The organism is Acuticoccus mangrovi, from assembly GCF_016411865.1.
In the GTDB taxonomy this organism is placed as follows: domain Bacteria; phylum Pseudomonadota; class Alphaproteobacteria; order Rhizobiales; family Amorphaceae; genus Acuticoccus; species Acuticoccus mangrovi.
Genome location: NZ_JAEKJA010000007.1, coordinates 376,279 through 394,283, shown reverse-complemented (window position 1 = coordinate 394,283; position 18,005 = coordinate 376,279). Strand labels below are relative to the sequence as shown.

General features: G+C 70.4%; 15 protein-coding genes. 6 read left to right on the top strand and 9 right to left on the bottom strand.

What is annotated here, in order from left to right; genetic code table 11:
- Positions 1 to 4: 4 nt before the first annotated feature.
- Entirely contained in the window at positions 5 to 574 is a 570-nt protein-coding gene (locus JCR33_RS11015) for a TetR/AcrR family transcriptional regulator (RefSeq protein WP_198882099.1), read from the bottom strand.
- A 160-nt stretch (positions 575 to 734) separates the two neighbouring features.
- Between JCR33_RS11015 and JCR33_RS11010 the strand changes: the two genes are divergently transcribed.
- The gene (locus JCR33_RS11010) at positions 735 to 1,916 is read left to right on the top strand and encodes an FAD-binding domain (protein WP_198882098.1); all 1,182 of its coding nucleotides are present in this window, start codon (positions 735 to 737) and stop codon (positions 1,914 to 1,916) included.
- 97 nt (positions 1,917 to 2,013) lie between these two features.
- Here JCR33_RS11010 and JCR33_RS11005 read toward each other — a convergent pair whose 3' ends face one another.
- The gene (locus tag JCR33_RS11005) at positions 2,014 to 2,622 is read right to left on the bottom strand and encodes a 2-hydroxychromene-2-carboxylate isomerase (RefSeq protein ID WP_198882097.1); all 609 of its coding nucleotides are present in this window, start codon (positions 2,620 to 2,622) and stop codon (positions 2,014 to 2,016) included.
- A 137-nt stretch (positions 2,623 to 2,759) separates the two neighbouring features.
- On the opposite strand from JCR33_RS11005, the gene JCR33_RS11000 reads away from it, so the two are divergent.
- Positions 2,760 to 3,953 carry a DUF1906 domain-containing protein gene (locus JCR33_RS11000; RefSeq protein ID WP_198882096.1) on the top strand — a complete coding sequence of 398 codons (1,194 nt, stop codon included), beginning with the start codon at positions 2,760 to 2,762 and terminating at the stop codon, positions 3,951 to 3,953.
- Between the two features lie 136 nt (positions 3,954 to 4,089).
- Here JCR33_RS11000 and pyrB read toward each other — a convergent pair whose 3' ends face one another.
- On the bottom strand, positions 4,090 to 5,106 hold the full coding sequence (gene pyrB / locus JCR33_RS10995; RefSeq protein ID WP_198882095.1) for an aspartate carbamoyltransferase: 1,017 nt from the start codon (positions 5,104 to 5,106) through the stop codon (positions 4,090 to 4,092).
- Positions 5,107 to 5,266: 160 nt separating this feature from the next.
- Between pyrB and JCR33_RS10990 the strand changes: the two genes are divergently transcribed.
- The gene (locus JCR33_RS10990; RefSeq protein WP_198882094.1) at positions 5,267 to 6,109 is read left to right on the top strand and encodes a class I SAM-dependent methyltransferase; all 843 of its coding nucleotides are present in this window, start codon (positions 5,267 to 5,269) and stop codon (positions 6,107 to 6,109) included.
- 57 nt (positions 6,110 to 6,166) lie between these two features.
- On the opposite strand, the gene JCR33_RS10985 is transcribed toward JCR33_RS10990, so the two are convergent.
- A complete protein-coding gene (locus JCR33_RS10985) occupies positions 6,167 to 6,799 on the bottom strand; it encodes a peroxiredoxin (protein ID WP_198882093.1) in 633 nt (210 codons plus the stop codon).
- Between the two features lie 124 nt (positions 6,800 to 6,923).
- On the opposite strand from JCR33_RS10985, the gene JCR33_RS10980 reads away from it, so the two are divergent.
- Positions 6,924 to 7,487, top strand: a complete 564-nt coding sequence (locus JCR33_RS10980) for a peroxiredoxin-like family protein (protein WP_198882092.1) — start codon at positions 6,924 to 6,926, stop codon at positions 7,485 to 7,487.
- 64 nt (positions 7,488 to 7,551) lie between these two features.
- Here JCR33_RS10980 and JCR33_RS10975 read toward each other — a convergent pair whose 3' ends face one another.
- From JCR33_RS10975 to JCR33_RS10960, 4 genes are all read right to left on the bottom strand, one after another.
- The gene (locus JCR33_RS10975) at positions 7,552 to 8,496 is read right to left on the bottom strand and encodes an ABC transporter substrate-binding protein (RefSeq protein WP_198882091.1); all 945 of its coding nucleotides are present in this window, start codon (positions 8,494 to 8,496) and stop codon (positions 7,552 to 7,554) included.
- Positions 8,497 to 8,601: 105 nt separating this feature from the next.
- Positions 8,602 to 9,342, bottom strand: coding sequence for an ABC transporter permease (locus JCR33_RS10970; protein ID WP_211110239.1), 741 nt, complete (start codon positions 9,340 to 9,342; stop codon positions 8,602 to 8,604).
- Positions 9,343 to 9,367: 25 nt separating this feature from the next.
- Positions 9,368 to 11,200, bottom strand: coding sequence for a hypothetical protein (locus JCR33_RS10965; RefSeq protein WP_198882089.1), 1,833 nt, complete (start codon positions 11,198 to 11,200; stop codon positions 9,368 to 9,370).
- A 36-nt stretch (positions 11,201 to 11,236) separates the two neighbouring features.
- Positions 11,237 to 12,526, bottom strand: a complete 1,290-nt coding sequence (locus JCR33_RS10960) for an adenylosuccinate synthase (protein ID WP_198882088.1) — start codon at positions 12,524 to 12,526, stop codon at positions 11,237 to 11,239.
- 163 nt (positions 12,527 to 12,689) lie between these two features.
- On the opposite strand from JCR33_RS10960, the gene JCR33_RS10955 reads away from it, so the two are divergent.
- Complete coding sequence (locus JCR33_RS10955) at positions 12,690 to 13,652, top strand: DMT family transporter (RefSeq protein WP_198882087.1); 963 nt, start codon at positions 12,690 to 12,692, stop codon at positions 13,650 to 13,652.
- Positions 13,653 to 13,656: 4 nt separating this feature from the next.
- On the opposite strand, the gene JCR33_RS10950 is transcribed toward JCR33_RS10955, so the two are convergent.
- Entirely contained in the window at positions 13,657 to 14,994 is a 1,338-nt protein-coding gene (locus tag JCR33_RS10950; protein ID WP_211110208.1) for a cytochrome-c peroxidase, read from the bottom strand.
- A gap of 192 nt (positions 14,995 to 15,186) precedes the next feature.
- Here JCR33_RS10950 and JCR33_RS10945 point away from each other — a divergent pair, with 192 nt between their 5' ends.
- Positions 15,187 to 17,907, top strand: a complete 2,721-nt coding sequence (locus JCR33_RS10945) for a cation-transporting P-type ATPase (RefSeq protein WP_198882085.1) — start codon at positions 15,187 to 15,189, stop codon at positions 17,905 to 17,907.
- Positions 17,908 to 18,005: the final 98 nt, after the last annotated feature.

The following is an 18,005-nucleotide window of genomic DNA, read 5'->3' as shown; positions in this document are numbered from 1 at the left end:
CCCGTCAGGGCGACAGCACACGCCGCACGAGATCGACGTGCTCCGACGCCATCCGCCGCCGCGCCGCCTCTCCGATCTCGCTCCAGTTCGTCACCACCCAGCGGTCGATCGCCTCGACGATCCCCATCATGCAGTCGACGAGCAGCCCGTCCGGCAGATCGGTGCGCACCACCCCGAGGGCCTGCCCGCGTAGGATGAAGCCGCCGACCCAGGCCCGCGCCGCCTCCACGATGCGCTCCGTCGGCCCGCTCTCCGCCCCCTCGGCACGCAGCCGATAGAACATCCAGCCGAGCGCCACCGACCGGTCGTCCGCGCTCGCCGCCGCGATGATCGCGCGATAGTAGTCCTCGCACGCGCTCCAGAAGGCGTCCGCCGAGAGACTCGCGACGTCGAACCGGCCGGCGCTCTCGAAGAGGTCCGCCACGGACCCTTCCACCAGGGTGGCGAAGAGATCGGCCTTATCCTCGAAGTAGTAGTAGAACGAGCTCTTCCCCATCCCCGACCGCTCCAGGATGCGGTTCAGCGAGGCGCGCTCGTAGCCGTTCTCGGCGAACTCGTCCGCCGCGCTCTGCATCAGCCTCGTTCGCCGCGCCGGCGCGAGCCGGTCCAGTCTGCGTCTGCTCATCGCTTGACCATAGCGGTCACCGCGCCTAGAACCATGAGTGTGTACCACATGGTACACAGTGGTTGCGGCCGCTTTCCCCGGCCGAGTGACGTGCGATCGGAGCGACATCATGAAGATCGGCATTTGCGGCGCCGGCATCGCCGGACCCTGCCTCGCCCACTTCCTTCTGCGGAGCGGTCACGAGGTGACGCTCATCGAGCACGCGCCGTCCTTTCGCAGCGGCGGCTACGTGATCGACTTCTGGGGCGTCGGCTACGACGTCGCCGAGCGCATGGGGCTCGTCGAGCCGATCCTCGCCGCGGGCTATCGGGTGAAGGAGGTGCGCCTGCTGAAGGCCGACGGCAGCGTCGGCGGCGGCTTCTCCACCGACGTCTTCGGCCGCATGATCGGCGACCGGTTCACCAGCCTGCCCCGCGGCGACCTCGCCGCAATCATCTACGGCACGGTGAAGGACCGGGTGGAGACCCTCTTCGGCGACACCGTCACCGCCCTGGACGACGACGGCGCCGGCGTCAGCGCCCACCTTGCGAGCGGCGCCATCCGCCGCTTCGACCTGATGGTGGGCGCCGACGGCCTCCACTCCACGGTGCGCCGCCTCGTCTGGGGCGACATCGCCGCCGAGCGCCCCCTCGGCTACCACGTCGCCGCCTTCGAGGCCGTCGGCTATCCCCACCGCGACGAGAATGTCTACGTCACCCACGCCGAGCCGGGTCTCAGCCTCTCCCGCTTCGCAATGCGCGACGACCGCACCCTCTTCCTCATGATCTTCTCCGCCGCCCACATGCCGGAGGCCGAGCCGCGGGACGATGCGGAACGCCGCGCCCTCCTCCACAAGGTCTTCGGCACGGTCGGCTGGGAGGCGGCCGAGTTCCTCGCCGCGCTCGACGCGGCGGACGACGTCTACTTCGATCGCGTCAGCCAGATCGAGATGCCCGAATGGAGCCGCGGGCGCACGGTGCTCGTCGGCGACGCGGCGGCCTGCGCTTCGCTGCTCGCCGGCGAAGGCACCGGCCTCGCGATGACCGAGGCCTATGTGCTCGCGGGCGAACTCCAGCGTGCCGGGGGCGACGTCTCGGCCGCCCTCGCCGCCTACGAGGCGCGGCTACGCCCCTTCCTGGCGGAAAAGCAGAAGTCGGCGCGCGCCTTCGCCGCCTCCTTCACGCCCGAGACCGCGTTCGGCGTCTGGCTCCGCCGCGTCGCGACGCGCCTTCTGGTGATCCCGCCGATCGCCGACTATTTCGTCGGCGAGAGCGTCCGGGACGACTTCACCCTGCCCGCCTACGATCTCTGAGCCGGCTCAATGAACTTGCGTTCACCGAAGCGGCGCCGGTTTCTTTGTCTGCGCGCGTTCCGAGCGGAAAACCGGCTCCACTCTTCCTGAACGCGCGCTAGCCGCCCTCCGGCAGCATGCCGGTGCGCTCCCAGTGGAGCGCGTGGTCGAGCCGATCGTCGCCCCAGAACAAGGCGCCGTCATGGGTCACGAACGAGGGCGCGCCGAAGATGCCGTGTGTCTTCGCTTCGTCGACGGCGGCGAAGAGCGCGGCCTTTGCCGTCGCATCGGAGGCGCCGGCCACCACGCGCTCAGGATCGAGCCCCGCCGCCGTCGCCGCGTCGGCGAGGACGGCGAGGTCGGCGCAGTCGCGCCCCTTGCCGAAGATCTCGCCGAACACGGCGCGGCTGAACGCCGCCCGCTCCTCGCCCTCGAGCGCCAGCGCCGCGCGCCCCGCCGCCACGCTTTTCTGGGGAAACACCGCGGGACGCACGAACGGGATGCCGCGGTGCGCGGCGCGCCGGCCGATGTCCATCCACATGTAGCCCGCCTTCGCCTCGCCAACGAGATTGGGCGAGCCGGCATGCCCTGCCTCCGCGAAGATCGGCCCCAGCAGGAACGGGTGCCACGTCACCTCCACCCCCGCCGCAGCGGCCTTCTCGGCGATCCGCATCGCCGCCAGATAGGAATAGGTGGACGAGAAATCGTACCAGAACATCAGCGCCATCGCGGCGTCTCCTCGCTGCGGCGCGCCATCGTCGGGCGCGTCTTTGCGGCCGAGCCTCGCACCGCTTCGTGACCTCGCGCAAGCTTGACGGGCCGCACCGCGCTCGCCATCGTCCGCCCGCCGTCGGAGACCAGCCCATGCGTTTGCGTTCGCTCGCCCTCGCCGCACTCCTCTTGACCCTCGTCGCCGCCGCCGCGCCCGCTCGCGCGGCCGACCCGCGCGCCGCGATCATCGACGCCGCGTGGGACACCCGCCCCTTTCTCGACGATCTCGAGGCCGTCGGCGTGCAGGTGATCGGACGCTATCTCGCCCGCTGCCCGCAGCCGGAGCGCAACATTCCGGAGAAGCGGCTCATCGACCAGGGTCCCGCCAGCGACCGCAACAGCGAGGTGAGCCAGATCCTCGCCCACAACATGGCGATCCTGTCGATCTATCAGTACAACAACGACTCGAAGAACAAATTCCACGGCAAGGACCGCGACGGCAATCCGCTGCCCGACGCCGCCTGCCGCATCACCACACGCGAGCGCACCCCCACCGCCGAGGCCGAGCTCGACGCCCGCGCCGCCGTGACCCAGGCGAACGCCCTCGGCCAGCCCCGCGGCACCGCCATCTATTTCGGCGTCGACATCGCCTTCAACGCCGCCGACACCACGACACGCGCCGCCATGGTGGACTATTTCCGCACCGTGGGACGCATCCTGTCGCGCTCCGGCTACCGCCTCGGCGCCTACGGCAACGGCGACGCGCTGGAGGTGCTCCAGGCCGAGCGCCTCATCGACTATGCCTGGCTCTCCGCCTCGCGCGCCTATCCGGGCACCACGAGCTTCCACAACTCCGGCCGCTGGCATCTCTTCCAGAGCGGGGTGAACCTCGAGTGGTTCGGCGGCGACCCGGGCTCGTGCCGCCGCGGCCTGCCGCTCGACGTCAACATCAAGAATGCCCGCTTCGCCGACGGCGGCATCGGCATCTGGACGCGCCGCGGCGCCGTCATGGTTGACCCCACCCGCACCCGCGCGATCTACGACGCCCGCCGCTTCGCCTGCGACGGCGACGCCCGCATTCGCCGCACCGCGCGCTCCGGCCCGCGCGACCTCATCAGCGCCAACCAGCGCTGCCGCGGCGGGCGCACCGTCTCCCATCCCGACACGGTGGACTATGCCAACGCCGCACGCGTCGGCCGCACCGCCGGGGACGTGGTGGAGGTCGACCACGACGACGACGGCACCTTCGACGGCTGGACCGCCCGGTCGAACCTCACCCCGAGCTTCTCCCGCAAGCCGGCGTGGATCTTCTCGAGCGCCGAGCGCGGCCGCGCCCACTGCCCCTGAGCCCGGAGGATCGAGCCCGGGCGGGGTCGCACGCCTAGCGCGCGTTCAGGAAAAGTGGAGCCGGTTTTCCGCTCGGAACGCGCGCAGACAAGGAAACTGGAGACGGCTCGGTGAACGCGAGTTCATTGAACCGGCTCTAAAGCTCGGGAAGCTGCACCTTGTCGTTCACCCCGAACAGCATCGTCAGGATCGCGACGCGCACCCACATGCCGTTGCGCTCCTGCCGCCAATATTTGGCGCGCGGGTCTTGGTCGATCGCGACGTCGAGCTCGTCTCGCCGGGGCAGCGGATGCATGATCACGCAGTGATCCTTGAGGAGCGGCAGATGCTCGGCCTTGAGGTGGTAGCGTCGATAGTCCTCCGCCCCGCCCATGCCCGGCACGTCGTACTCGTCCTGGATCCGCGTCATGTAGACGGCGTCCGCCGCCTCGATCGCCGGCAGGAAGTCCGTGGTCTCCTCGAACGCCATCCCGGCGGCCATGAGGTCGCGCCGTAGATCGTCCTCGATGCGGAAACCTTCCGGCGAGGCGAAGATGATCTTCACCCCGTCGTAGTTGGTGAGGAGGCGCGCGAGGGAGCGCACCGTGCGGCCGCGCTTCAGGTCGCCCACCATGCACACGGTCTTGCCGTCGATGCCGCCTTCGGTGCGCAGGCTGCGCGTCAGAGTGTAGATATCGAGGAGCGCCTGCGTCGGGTGCTCGTCCGGCCCCGAGCCGGCGTTGACGATCGGCACCGGGCGCGGCGTCGCGTCGAGCATGTTCGCCACGCGCTCACACAGCCCCGCGATCGGCGAGCGCATGATGATGAGATCGACGTAGCTCGAGAAGGTGCGCAGCGAGTCCTCCACGCTCTCGCCCTTGCGCTCGGACGAGGTCGCCGCGTCGCGGATCTCCGAAGCGTTGATGCCGAGCACGTGGCAGGCGGACTGGAAGGACAGGAAGGTGCGGGTCGAGGGTTGGGTGAAGTAGAGCATCGCCCGTTTGTGGGGCAGGAGGCTCGACAGATAGACGATCCCCTCGCGGCTCTTGTCGAAGCGGCGGATGGTCGTCGTCAGCTGGTAGAGATAGTCGAGAAAGGCACGGTCGAACTGGCTGGAGCTCAGAACGTGCCGCAGCGGTCGCGATGGGGGGTTGACCGGCGTCATCATTTCCATCGGCGCCTCCGCGTGGTGTAGCGTGGCATCGGATCCTCGCGCATCGTCCCGCGCGCGGCGGGGGTCGGAGGGGCTATAGCGCGCCCCCGCCCGCGCCGGCTAGATGGAGCCCCCGAATATTCCGCCGCGCCGTCAGCCCGTCCCCGGAGCCGTCCCACCCATGATCCTCTCGCGCGCCCGCCGCCGCACCCTCTCCTTCGGCCTCCAGACCCTCTTCGGCGTTCGCAAGCGCGGCTTCTTCATCCCGATGCGCCACGCCGCGACGGGCGAGGGCTACGCCGCCCGCCCCTTCGACGCCCTCGCCCCGCTCTTCGCCGCCGCCGAGCCGAGGATCGCCGCCCATCTTGCCCGCATCGAGGCCTACCGCGACGACCTCGCCGCGCTGCAGGGCCCCGCCCCCGAGCCGCGCTTCGACCAGACCTGGTTTCCCCGCCTCGACGCCGCCGCCCTCTACGCGCTGGTGCGCGACGCCGCCCCGGCGCGGATCGTGGAGGTGGGGTCCGGCCACTCCACCCGCTTTCTGTCGCGCGCCATCCGCGACGGCGACCTCGCGACCAGCCTCACCGCCATCGACCCCGAGCCGCGCGCCGACCTCGCCGGCCTGCCGCTCACCCTCGTGCGCCGCACGCTGCAGGACGCGGGCCTCGCCCCGTTCGCCGACATCGCGTCCGGCGACCTCGTGATGGTCGATTCCAGTCACGTCCTGATGCCGGGCACCGACGTCGACGTGATCCTCAACCACGTGGTCCCGCGCCTTCCGGCCGGCACCTTCCTCGCCTTTCACGACATCTTCCTGCCGAACCCCTACCCGCCGGCCTGGCCGTTCACGATCTACAACGAGCAGAACGCCGTCGCCCCGCTCCTCCAGGGCCGCGCCGAGATCGTGTTCGCGAGCGCCCACCTCGTCGCAGCGATGGCCGACCGTCTCGCCGGCACCGCCGTCGCGGCGATGCCGCTTGCCGAGGGCGCCCGCGAGAGCCTTCTCCTCCTCCGCCTCCGCTGAGCCGCCACCGCGCCGCCGCCGCAACGAAAAAGGCCCGGCGGAGCCGGGCCTTTCGGGTCATTTCGGCTGCGGGACGATCCGCAGATAGGGGCGCACCGCGTTCCACCCTTCGGGGTAGAGCGTCTTCGCCTCCTCGTCGGACACCGCGGGGACGATGATCACGTCCTCGCCGTGCTTCCAGTTCACCGGCGTCGCCACCTTGTGCTCGGCGGTGAGCTGCAACGAGTCGATCACGCGCAGGATCTCGTCGAAGTTGCGCCCGGTCGAGGCCGGGTAGTTCATGCTCATCTTCACCTTCTTGTCCGGCCCGATCACGAACACGGTGCGCACCGTCATCGTGTCGGAGGCGTTCGGGTGGATCATGTCGTAGAGCGTCGCCACCTTGCGGTCGTGGTCGGCGATGAGGGGGAAGTTGAGCGCCGTCCCCTGCGTGTCCTCGATGTCCTTCGCCCACGCGTCGTGGTCGGCGAGCTGGTCCACCGACAGCCCCATCACCACCACGCCGCGCTTTGCGAACTCGTCCTTCAGCTTGGCGGTGTAGCCGAGCTCGGTCGTGCACACGGGGGTGAAGTTCTTCGGATGCGAGAACAGCACCGCCCACTTGCCGTCGATATAGTCGTGGAAGCGGATCTTCCCCTCGGTGGTTTCGGCCTCGAAATCGGGGGCGATATCGCCGATCTGCAGTGCCATCTGGAATCCTCCGTCTTGAGCGCGAACCGCGGTCCGCCGTCGGACTTCACATCGCTTTGATATCGACGTCGCGCAACCCCCCATTATGTGTATTGGCACCCAACCACACCCAGGGAGGCCTCCGATGAGCGACATCAATCCCCTTCTGCCGCGTCAGAAGGTACCGGACCTCGCCGTGCCTCTCGTCGGCGGCGGCACCTTCGACCTCGCCGCGGCGACCGGCGACCCGTTCACGATGGTGGTGTTCTATCGCGGCCTGCACTGCCCGATCTGCAAGGCCTATCTGACGAGCCTCGAAAAGCTGCTGCCGGAATTCGCCGAGCGCGGCGTCGCCGTGGTCGCGATCTCCAGCGACACCGCCGAGCGTGCCGAAAAGGCCAAGGCGGACTGGCCGATACCGACGCTTCCCCTCGGCCACTCGCTCGCCCTGCCGGCGGCGCGAAGCTGGGGCCTCTACATCTCCTCCGGCCGCGGCGTGACCTCCGCCGGCATCGAGGAGCCGCCGCTCTTCTCCGAGCCCGGCCTTTTCCTGGTGCGCCCCGACGGCACCCTCTACTTCGGCACGACGCAGACGATGCCGTTCGCCCGGCCGCACTTCGACGACATCCTGAAAGGGATCGATTTCGTCGTGTCCAAGAACTACCCCGCCCGCGGCGAGATCACCGCGCTGCCGGCCGCCGCGGCCTGACGCCGCCCGCGCGAGACGACCGTAGCCTCGGCGAGGCTGCGGCCGTCCGCGTCACGCCGGCGGCCTATTCGATCTCCACCGCATAGTCGGAGAGCGGCGGCAGCGCGTCGACGAGGCCGGCGTCCTCCATGAAGGTCGCGAACGCCTCGTAGCGGTCGACGTCGAGCGCCTTGGGGTCGGCGGTGAACTTGTCGAGCGTGTCCTTGAAGGCGGCGTGGTTCAGCGCGTCGTCGAGGTCGGGCTGGGCCTTGAAGAACAGCGCCTCCGCGGCATCGGGGTTCGCCTGCGCCCATGTGGTCGCCGCCGCCACCGCATCGAGGAAGCGGCCCATCGCGGGCTCGTCCACCCGGTCGGCCCGGGCGATGTAGATCAGCTCCTCGTAGGTCGGCACGCCGTGCTCCTCCGGCAGGAAGGCCGTCCCCTCGTGCCCCTCGAGGCGGATCTGGGTGAGCTCGAAGTTGCGATAGGCGCCGATCACCGCGTCCACCTGCCCCGACAGGAGCGCCGGGGTCAGCGCGAAGTTCACGTTGATCATCGTCACGTCGTCGAGGCCGAGGCCGACGCCCGCGAGCATCCGCCCGAGCAAGGCATCTTCGAGCCCGCTCACCGAATAGCCGACCTTCTTGCCCTTGAGGTCGGTGAGGCTCGCGACGTCGCCGCCCTTGAGCGCCACCAGGCTGTTGAGCGGCGAGCCGATCAGCGTGCCGAAGCGGGCGACCGGCAGCCCCTCGGTGGCCTGCTGGTACAGCGAGGGCTGATAGGTGATCGCGATGTCGCCCTCGCCCGCCGCCACCAGCCGGGGCGGCGCCGACGGATCGGCCGGTGCCACGAACTCCACGTCGAGGTCGCGCGCGGCGAACTCGCCCCGCGCCTCGGCGAGGAACAGCGGCGCGTGATCGGGATTGACGAACCAGTCGAGCAGGACGGTGAGCCGATCCTCGGCCATCGCCGGCCCGGCGAGGGCCACCGCGCCGAAGAGCGCGAGTGCGGCACGAACGGAGCGTTTCATGATCATGAGCCTCCCAAAATTGTTGGGGCTAGGCTAGCTGAGCCATGCTGTCATGCAAGGCTATAAGGGGTCGCCAGCGTCCCGCCAGGGGGACTGCAGCCATGCTCAACTGACGGGCTGCCACCGCACCAGCCGGTCCGCCACCCGGTCCACGGCGAAGCGCACGACGAGGGCGAGCACCGCCAGGAGCATCAGCGCGGCGAAGAGGGTCGGCGTCTGGAGCCGCGCGTTGGCGTGGAGCATCACGAAACCGAGGCCGGCGGACGCGCCCACCCATTCGCCCACCACCGCACCGATCGGCGCCACGGTGGAGGCGACCTTCAGCCCCGCCACCAGCCCGGGCAGGCCGCCCGGTGCACGGATCAGCCACAGCACCTCCCGCTGCGACGCGCCGGAGAGGCGGGCAAGGTCGATCAGATGACGGTCGACCCGCGCCATCCCCTCCGCATAGGCGGTGGCGATCGGGAAGTAGATGATCAGCGCCGACATGGTGATCTTGGAGGCGAGGCCGTAGCCGAGCCACACCACGAGCAGCGGCGCGATGGCGAACACCGGCAGCGTCTGCGTCACCACCACGGCGGGCAGGATGAGCTGCCGCGTCAGCGGCGTGGCGGCGATGGCGAGCGCCGTCGCCACCCCCGCCGCGAGCCCCACGCCGAGCCCCAGAACGATCTCGAGCCCGGTGATCGCGGCATTGCGCAGAAGCATCCCGCCATGGGCGGCGAACGCGCCCATCACGTCGGCCGGCGAGGGAAACACGTAGCGCGGCGGCTGCAGCAGCGCCGTCGCCCCCCACCACACGAGCACCACCAGGGCGACGCCGGCGAGCGCCTTCAGGCCTCGCATCACGCCCCGCTCGCGCTGTCTGGGCCTAGCCCGGGCTCCACGCCTGGATGGCGGCGTCGACCGACTTGTAGCCGTCGCTGCCCTTGCGCAGCGTCAGGATCGCCCGGCGACCGGACTCGTAGAGGATCGGGATGTCGATCCAGTCCCGCTCGCGCAGCAGACGGAGGTTCGTCTCCCGGTCCGCCTCGTCCTCCGACAGGGCGATCCAGAAGAGGCCGGACGACACCCGCGCCGCCGCTCCGCGCAGGGCGTCGCCCCGCGACTGCTCGGTCTCCTTCATGATCACGCCGGGGACGTTCTTCACCCCGCCGCCCTCGAACGAGTCGGGCAGGTCGAAGGCGATCTCGATCAGGTGGCTCGCCGGCAGCGCCCCGTCGCGGTTTTCGCGAATGGTCAGCGTGGCGCTGATCCCGCGGTCCGGAATCTCGGCGTTGGCCCGCACCACCGGCTCGGGATCGCCGCCGCCCACCGACTGGCGCACCATCGACCACTCCACCGCCCCGGCGACGGCCGTGCCCTGCTCGCCGGCGCGCGCGGCCTCCTCGTAGAGCACCGCCTGCTGGCTGCCGCCGCCGCTGATGTCGGCGATCGGCGGCCGCGCGGGCGCCGGCTCCTGGGCGGTGCCCGTGGCGGCCGTCGCGGCCGGGTCGGCCGCCGCCACCTGCTCCTCGGCCTGCTCTGTCGCGGGGGTCGAACCGCCGTCGGTGGTGAACGGGCTCACGTCGTTGCCCACGGTGCGGGCCGCGTTGGTCGTCGCCTCGGGATCGGCGTCGCCTTCACCCTCCGCGCGCGGCGGCCAGGCGGTGGTCGTCACCGTGCGCGTGTCCTCCCCGTCGAGGGTCGAGGGCAAGCGGTCGCTGTTCTTCGTCACCACCGGGTCGGTCTCGGCGGCGATCGGGGCGCGGGTGCCGCCGCTCGACGGGCCACCCTGCGATTCGAAGCTGTCGATCACCGCCATCAGCTTCTCGCGCTGGGTGAAGGCGGCGTAGGACGCGCCGGCGAGGAGCGCCAGAACGATCACCGGCAGCACCATCCGCGAGAGCGTCGAGCGGCGACCCTTCTCGCCCTTGCGTTCGGCCTTGTCCTTGCGCGGCTTCTTGCGGGCCTTTTCGGGCTTCGCCTTGCCGCGGCCGCGCGACTTGCGCTCCGCGCGGCGCTCGGCACGCAGCGCGCGGGCCTCCTCGCGTCGCCGTTCCCGCTCGCTGACCCGATCCGGCCGTGCCGCCACGACATCGTCGTCTTCGTAGGTCTCGGCGTCGACGACGTCCTCGTCGTCGTAGTCGTCTTCCTCGTCCTCGTCGAACACCGCGTCGTGGCGACGGCCGCGGGTGTGCGGCACCTCGTCCTCGTCGAGCTCCTCCTCGAACATGACGGCGTCGGCGTCGTGCATGTCGTCCACCGGAGCGGGGACGGCCACCGGCTGGGCCGGCACGAGGGCGGTCTGCTGGGAAGGCTCGGGCGCCGCCTCGGAGGCGATGGTCGCCTGCGACACGGCGCTTTCGAGAAGTTCCGCCTGCTGCTCGCGGGCGCGGGCCTCCTCGGCCCGCCGCCGCGCCTCGCGCTCGGCCTCGCCCTCGCGGGCGGTGGCCGGCTGGCCGGACCGACCCGCCGGCAGCGCGCCCTGCACCGCCCGGCGGGTGCGGATCTGCCGGGCGATCTCGTTCTCGATCTTACGGATCGCGTCTTCCAGCGCCAGGCGCTGCGCCGTCACGTCGGAAGACGGCAGCGGCGGATCGAAGCTCTGAAGCTGCTTGAGGAGCGCCTTGCGCGCCTTATCATACACGGCCCGCCGCTGCGGCCCGCTTCCGTCGGGCAGCGACGCCACGGCTCGCTGCAGCACGGAATAAAAGTCGGTCATTTCGACCACACGCCCTTCCTGCCCACCGACATCGAATTAAACGCGAAAAGGGTCGTCAACAAGTATCGTATCGATTCGCTCTGGACTCGTCGACAACATCGACACCGGAGCTCCGACCAGTTCTTCAACATGACGCACATACTTCACCGCCTCAGCCGGTAACTCGCCCCACGTCCGGGCGCCTTTCGTCGAGCGCTGCCAGCCCTCCACCGTCTCGTAGATCGGCTGAACGCGAGCCTGCTGGGCCTTCGAGGCCGGCAGATGGTCCAACCGCTCGCCGTCGAGCTCATAGGCGATGCAGATCTTCAGCTCGTCGAAACCATCGAGCACGTCGAGCTTCGTCAGCGCCAGGCCATCGATCCCGCCGGCTTCCACGGCCTGACGCACCATCACCGCGTCGAACCAGCCGCAGCGGCGCTTGCGGCCCGTCACGGTGCCGAACTCGGCGCCTCGCTCACCCAACCTCTCGCCGATCTCGTTGGCCTGCTCGGTGGGGAAAGGTCCGTTTCCGACCCGCGTCGTATAGGCCTTTGTTATCCCGAGCGTGCGGCCGAGGGAAGAGGGACCAATGCCCGCACCCGCCGCCGCCTGACCCGCCACCGTGTGCGAGGAGGTCACGAACGGATAGGTGCCGTGATCGATGTCGAGCATCGTCCCCTGGGCGCCTTCGAAGAGGATGTTGCGCCCGGCCCGCACGGCCTCGCGCAGCGTCTTCCAGGTCGCCTCGGCATAGGCGAGCACCGGTCGGGCGCGCTCCAGCTCCTCGCGGATCGCCGGCGCCCCGATGGGCTCGGCGCCCAGCCCGGTGCGCAACGCATTGTGATGGGCGAGAAGCCGCTCGATCCGTCCGCCGAGGTCGCCCTCCTCCATGAGGTCGCACAGCCGGATCGCCCGGCGGCCGACCTTGTCCTCGTAGGCCGGCCCGATGCCGCGGCCGGTGGTGCCGATGGCGCCCGACCCGCTCGCCGCCTCGCGCAGCTGGTCGAGATCGCGGTGGACGGACAGGATCAGCGGGATGTTCTCGGCGACCTTCAGCGTCGCCGGCGTCACGTCCACGCCCTTTTCGCGAATCGCGTCGATCTCCGTCAGCAGCGCCTTGGGGTCGAGCACCACGCCGTTGCCGATGATCGACAGCTTGCCCTCGCGCACCACCCCGGAGGGCAATAGGCTCAGCTTGTACGTCACCCCGTCGATCACCAGCGTGTGGCCGGCATTGTGGCCACCCTGAAAGCGTACGATCACGTCCGCCCGCTCGCTCAGCCAATCGACGATCTTGCCTTTGCCTTCGTCGCCCCATTGGGAGCCGACCACAACAACGCTGCCCATCTGCCTCTTCTTTGCTCGCTATCCGGCGCCAGCCTCTTCCGATCTGCGCCCCGCCGTGTCAGAGACCGGCAAGCGGCGGTTCTCGCCCAAAAGACGCCGCCCGGGCAAGCGTCGCGAAAGCGTCATCTGTCCACGCCCCCACCCCGAGCCCGTTCGAATGCCGATGACCGCCCCTTTCGCCGCCCGCCTCGGCGCCCCCGTCCGCTTCCTCGCCAACCAGCCCTACATCCTGTTGGCCCTCACCATGTTTTTCTGGGCGAGCAACATGGTGGTGGGACGAGGCGTCGCAGGTCAGATCCCGCCGATCTTCCTCGCGCAGGCCCGCTGGCTCCTCGCCGGGCTCATCATCCTGCCCTTCGGCTGGCATCATATCCGCCGCGATTTCAAGGCGTTGCGGCAGCGCTGGAAGGCCGTTCTGATTCTCGCCATCCTGGGCATCACCGTCTACAACACCCTCCTCTATGTGGGCCTCAGGTCCACCACGGCGGTGAACGCCAACGTGCTGTCGTCGATGTTTCCCCTCACCATCGCGGCGCTCGGCTTCCTGCTCTACCGCGACCGGCTGACGCTCGCCCAGTTCCTCGGCATCGCCGCCGCCTGCGTCGGCGCGGCGGTGATCCTGTCCGGCGGCCAGCTCCAACGGCTTCTCGAATTCCGTTTTACGCCCGGCGACCTGTGGGTGATCGGCGCGCAGATCTGCTATGCGGGCTACACGGTGGTGCTGCGCGAGCGCCCGGCCGTCCACCCGATCGCCTTCCTCACCGCCACCATCAACATCGGCGCGGTCCTGCTGATCCCCTTCACCCTCGCCGAGGCGGCCGTCAGCGACATCCCCGTCAGCCTCGACGGGACGACGCTCCTCACCGTCGCCTACCTCGCGCTCTTTCCCTCGATCGGCGCCTATATCTGCTTCAATCGCGGCGTCGGGCTGGTCGGTTCGAACCGCGCGAGCCCGTTCTTCCACCTGATGCCCGTGTTCGGCTCGCTGATGGCCGTCGGCTTCCTCGGCGAGACCATCGGCCTCCACCACGCCATCGGCTGGCTGCTCATCGTCGGCGGCATCGCCGCCGCCCAGATGGGTCGCCGCGACGGTGCCGTGCGCTTCAACAAGGCCGGCACCGACTGATCCCTCAGCGGGGCACCGGGAGCCCGCTCGGCACGCTCGCAGGAATGCCGAGCCGGCCCGAGAGCGCCGTCTCGTCGCGCAGCGCCGCGAGGAAGGCGAGCAGCGCCGTCACCTCCGCCTCGCCGAGCGCCCGGTCCGCCACCTCCACGGCGGCGGCGATCTCCACCCCGTCGCTCATCAGCCCGTCGAAGTCGCGCGCGCCGTCGAGCGGCGGCAGCACCGCCGCGGCGACGTCGTAGCGGCCGATCGCCCGCGACGGCTCGGCGTGGTCGCGCAGGAAGGCGGCAAGGTCGCGATGCGCCCCGGCGTGCCCCCACGGCCCGGTCTCGGTCACGTTGCGCAGTGAGGGGGTGCGGAAGTGGAAGGCGTCCTCCGCCCTCCCCGTCACCTCCATGCGCCCCTCGTCGCGGCGGTGACGCTCGAAGCGCGCCCCCTTGCCCGGGCCGATCTGCGGCTCTCCCATGGCGTGGAAGCGGTGGTCGGTCTGGAACGCCCCGCTGTGGCAGGCGGCGCACCCGAGCGGCCCGTAGAAGAGCGCCATGCCGCGCGCCGCATCGCCCGACAGCGCCGCCTCGCCGCGCAGGAAGGCGTCGAACGGGCTGTCGTCGGAGCGCCACTCGGCCTCCACGAACGCGGCGACGGCGTCGGAGATGTCGGTGAAGCCGATCTCCCGCCCCGCCGCGATCTCCGGCTCGACGGCGGCGAACATCGCCGCATAGTCGGGGATCGCCGCCACGCGCTGGGCGATGATGTCCCATGCCCCGCCCGGCCCGGTGAGCCGCCCGAGGCGCACCGCCTTCGACACGTCGCTCTCGCCGTAGTGCCCGGCCATCTCGTCGGGCGAGAGCACCGGAAACATCGTCTGCGCCGACAACAGCGAGGCGAAGCCGGCGGTCATCTCGTCCTCGAGCGGCGTGCGCAGCCCCGAGGGCCGGGTGGGGTCCACCTCGATCCGGCCGTCGTGGAACATCACCGTGAACTCGCGCGCGCCGAGATTGAACAGCGCCTGCGCGTTCCGCGGCACCCGCTGCTCCGGCAGGTTGACGGGATCGACCACCCGCTCCGGTCCGAGCCCGGTCCCGCCTTCGCCGAGCGACAGCGACAGCCCGTCGCTGGTGGCAAAGCGGGGGTGGTGGCACGTCGCGCAGGCGATGTTGCGGTTGCCCGACAGAATGGGGTCGTAGAAGAGCAGCTGGCCGAGCTTCGCCTCGGCGGGGTCGACCGCCCGATAGTCGGCGTCGACAGGGGCGCGCGGCAGCGCGAGCCCGCCGGCCGCGAGCGCCAGCCCTCCCGTCGCGACGACCGCCAGAGCGGCGGCAATGGTCCCGATCCGCGCCTTCACGGCGTCTCCTCCCATCGGTCACTCTGGGAGACTACCCTACCCGCCGCCGCGCCCCAAGCGCCCGGCCGCCCCCGCGCGGCTCGCAAATCCGCCCCGGTAAGTACAAATGCCGCACGTGACGCGCACGAGCCCGACCCCTACGACGTCCTATTGTGATGCCGGCGCCAGCACACGTCTCGCGGAGAGGATGGAATGACCGACGATCGCCACCCCCCGGCCTTTCATGCCCTCTCGGTGCCGGACGCGCTCGCGGCGGTCGACGCATCGGCGAGCGGGCTGACGAGCGAGGAGGCGGCGCGGCGTCGGGCGATCCACGGGCCGAACCGGCTGCCCGCGCCACCCCAGCGCAGCGCCGTCCTGCGCTTCCTCGCGCAGTTCAACAACGTGCTGATCTACGTGCTGATCGCCTCGGCGGTGGTCACCATCGCGCTCGGCCACGTCGTCGACACCGGCGTCATCCTCGCCGTGATCCTCGTCAACGCCGTCATCGGCTACGTGCAGGAAGGCCGGGCCGAACGGGCGATGGACGCGATCCGCGGCATGCTCGCCCCCCATTCGGCGGTGATGCGCGACGGCCAGCGCCACGGTATCGACGCCAGCGAGCTGGTGCCGGGCGACATCGTGCTCGTCGAGGCCGGCGACCGCGTCCCCGCCGACCTGCGCCTCATCGAGGCGCGCGGGCTCAAGGCGCAGGAGGCGCTGCTCACCGGCGAATCCGTGCCCTCCGACAAGTCCACCGCCGCCGTCGACGCCGACGCGACGCTCGGCGATCGTACCTCGATGCTGTTCAGCGGCACCCTCGTCGCCGCCGGCGTCGCACGCGGCGTGGTGACGGCGACGGGCGCGACGAGCGAGATCGGCCGGATCAGCGGCATGCTCTCGGAGGTGGAGACGCTCACCACCCCGCTGGTGCGCCAGATGGACGTGTTCGCCCGCTGGCTCACCGTGTTCATCCTGCTGATCGCCGCGAGCCTCCTCGTCTACAACTACTTCGTGCAGCACCTCGCCTTCGCCGACCTCTTCATGGTGGTCGTGGGCCTCTCCGTCGCGGCGATTCCCGAGGGCCTGCCGGCCGTCCTCACCATCACCCTCGCCGTCGGCGTGCAGGCGATGGCGCGGCGCAACGCCATTGTCCGCCGCCTGCCGGCCATCGAGACCCTTGGCTCGGTGTCGGTGATCTGCTCGGACAAGACCGGTACGCTGACGCGCAACGAGATGATGGTCGCCGCCCTCGCCTCCGCCGAGCGCGTCTACAGCGTCGACGGCGACGGCTACGCTCCCGAGGGCGACATCCGCTGGCGCGATGCGGACGCCGACCCGGCCGAGCACGCCGTGCTCGTCGAGTTCGCCTGCGCCGCGGGGCTGTGCAACGACGCCGTGCTGCACAGCGGCCACGACGGTTGGCACGTCGAGGGCGATCCGATGGAAGGCGCGCTGATGGCGCTCGCCGGCAAGATCACCGGCGAGGGTCCCGATCCCTACGGCAGCTGGCGACGCACGGACGCGATCCCCTTCGACGCCGTCCACCGCTACATGGCCGTGCTCAACCACGACCACGACGGCCGCGCCTTCATCCACGTCAAGGGCGCCCCGGAAGCGATCGTCGCGATGTGCGCCAACGAGCGCACCGCCGACGGCGGCATCCGGCCCGTCAACCCCGACCACTGGCACGACGTGCTGGAGCGCCTCGCCGCCGACGGTCAGCGGGTGATCGCGGTGGCGGTGCGCGACGTCGAGCCGCATCAGAGCGTGCTCACCACCCAGGACATCGACGGCCAGCTCACCCTCATCGGCTTCATCGGCCTCATCGATCCGCCGCGCCCGGAGGCGATCGCCGCGGTCGCCGAGTGCCACGCGGCGGGGATCCGGGTGAAGATGATCACCGGCGACCACGCCGCCACGGCGCGGGCGATCGCGGTGCAGATCGGGCTGACCCACACCGACCGCGTCCTCACCGGCGCCGACCTCGAGGCGATGGACGACGCCGAGCTCGCCGCCGTCTCGCTCGACACCGACATCTTCGCCCGCACCTCCCCCGCCCACAAGCTGCGCCTCGTGACGGCCCTCCAGTCGCACGGCCTCACCGTGGCGATGACCGGCGACGGGGTGAACGACGCCCCCGCCCTCAAGCGCGCCGACGCGGGCATCGCCATGGGCCAGAAGGGCAGCGAGGCGGCCAAGGAAGCCGCCGAACTCGTCCTCGCCGACGACAATTTCGCCTCGATCGCCGCCGCCGTGCGCGAAGGGCGGACGGTCTACGACAACATCAAGAAGGTGATCAGCTGGACGCTGCCCACCAACGGCGGCGAGGCGACGACCATCGTGATCGCCCTCCTCGCCGGCATGGCGCTGCCCATCACGGCGGTGCAGATCCTGTGGATCAACCTCATCACCGGCGTCACCCTCGGCCTCGCCCTCGCCTTCGAGCCGAGCGAGGCCAACACCATGCGCCGGCCGCCACGCCCGCGCGGCGAGCCGCTCCTCACGGGGCGACTCATCTGGCACGTCGCATTGGTCTCGGCGCTCTTCGTCGTCGCCGTCTTCGGGATCTACACCTACGCGATCGACCGAAACTATCCGGTCGCCCTCGCCCAGACGATGGCGATGAACACGCTGGTGGTGCTGGAGATCTTCCAGCTCTTCTTCATCCGCAACATCTACGGCACGTCGCTGACCCTCGCGGCGGTGCGGGGAACGCCGGTCGTCTGGCTCTGCGTGTCGATCGCGACGCTCGCCCAGTTCGCCGTCACCTACCTGCCGCCGCTCCAGGCGGCGCTCGGCACGCAGGCGGTCCCCTTCGGCGACGGCCTCCTCATCGTCGGCATCGGCGTGGTCTTCTTCGCCCTCGTCGAGACCGAGAAGCAGATGCGCCTCGCCGTCCTCCACGCCGAGGAACGGCCCGCCCGCCGCTGACGCGGCGCACCGGCCGCGCCCCTGGGGATCTAGCGCGCTTGCCGCTCAGGTTGGATCAACCTGAGCGCAGAGCAATCGCGCCAGATCTGGAGAGCGAG

Coding starts and splice junctions, on each gene's coding strand:
- JCR33_RS11015 (WP_198882099.1), bottom strand. CDS start 574: ATGCAGAGCGCGGCGGACGAGTTCGCCGAGAACGGCTACGAGCGCGCC.
- JCR33_RS11010 (WP_198882098.1), top strand. CDS start 735: ATGAAGATCGGCATTTGCGGCGCCGGCATCGCCGGACCCTGCCTCGCC.
- JCR33_RS11005 (WP_198882097.1), bottom strand. CDS start 2,622: ATGGCGCTGATGTTCTGGTACGATTTCTCGTCCACCTATTCCTATCTG.
- JCR33_RS11000 (WP_198882096.1), top strand. CDS start 2,760: ATGCGTTTGCGTTCGCTCGCCCTCGCCGCACTCCTCTTGACCCTCGTC.
- pyrB (WP_198882095.1), bottom strand. CDS start 5,106: ATGGAAATGATGACGCCGGTCAACCCCCCATCGCGACCGCTGCGGCAC.
- JCR33_RS10990 (WP_198882094.1), top strand. CDS start 5,267: ATGATCCTCTCGCGCGCCCGCCGCCGCACCCTCTCCTTCGGCCTCCAG.
- JCR33_RS10985 (WP_198882093.1), bottom strand. CDS start 6,799: ATGGCACTGCAGATCGGCGATATCGCCCCCGATTTCGAGGCCGAAACC.
- JCR33_RS10980 (WP_198882092.1), top strand. CDS start 6,924: ATGAGCGACATCAATCCCCTTCTGCCGCGTCAGAAGGTACCGGACCTC.
- JCR33_RS10975 (WP_198882091.1), bottom strand. CDS start 8,496: ATGAAACGCTCCGTTCGTGCCGCACTCGCGCTCTTCGGCGCGGTGGCC.
- JCR33_RS10970 (WP_211110239.1), bottom strand. CDS start 9,342: ATGCGAGGCCTGAAGGCGCTCGCCGGCGTCGCCCTGGTGGTGCTCGTG.
- JCR33_RS10965 (WP_198882089.1), bottom strand. CDS start 11,200: ATGACCGACTTTTATTCCGTGCTGCAGCGAGCCGTGGCGTCGCTGCCC.
- JCR33_RS10960 (WP_198882088.1), bottom strand. CDS start 12,526: ATGGGCAGCGTTGTTGTGGTCGGCTCCCAATGGGGCGACGAAGGCAAA.
- JCR33_RS10955 (WP_198882087.1), top strand. CDS start 12,690: ATGACCGCCCCTTTCGCCGCCCGCCTCGGCGCCCCCGTCCGCTTCCTC.
- JCR33_RS10945 (WP_198882085.1), top strand. CDS start 15,187: ATGACCGACGATCGCCACCCCCCGGCCTTTCATGCCCTCTCGGTGCCG.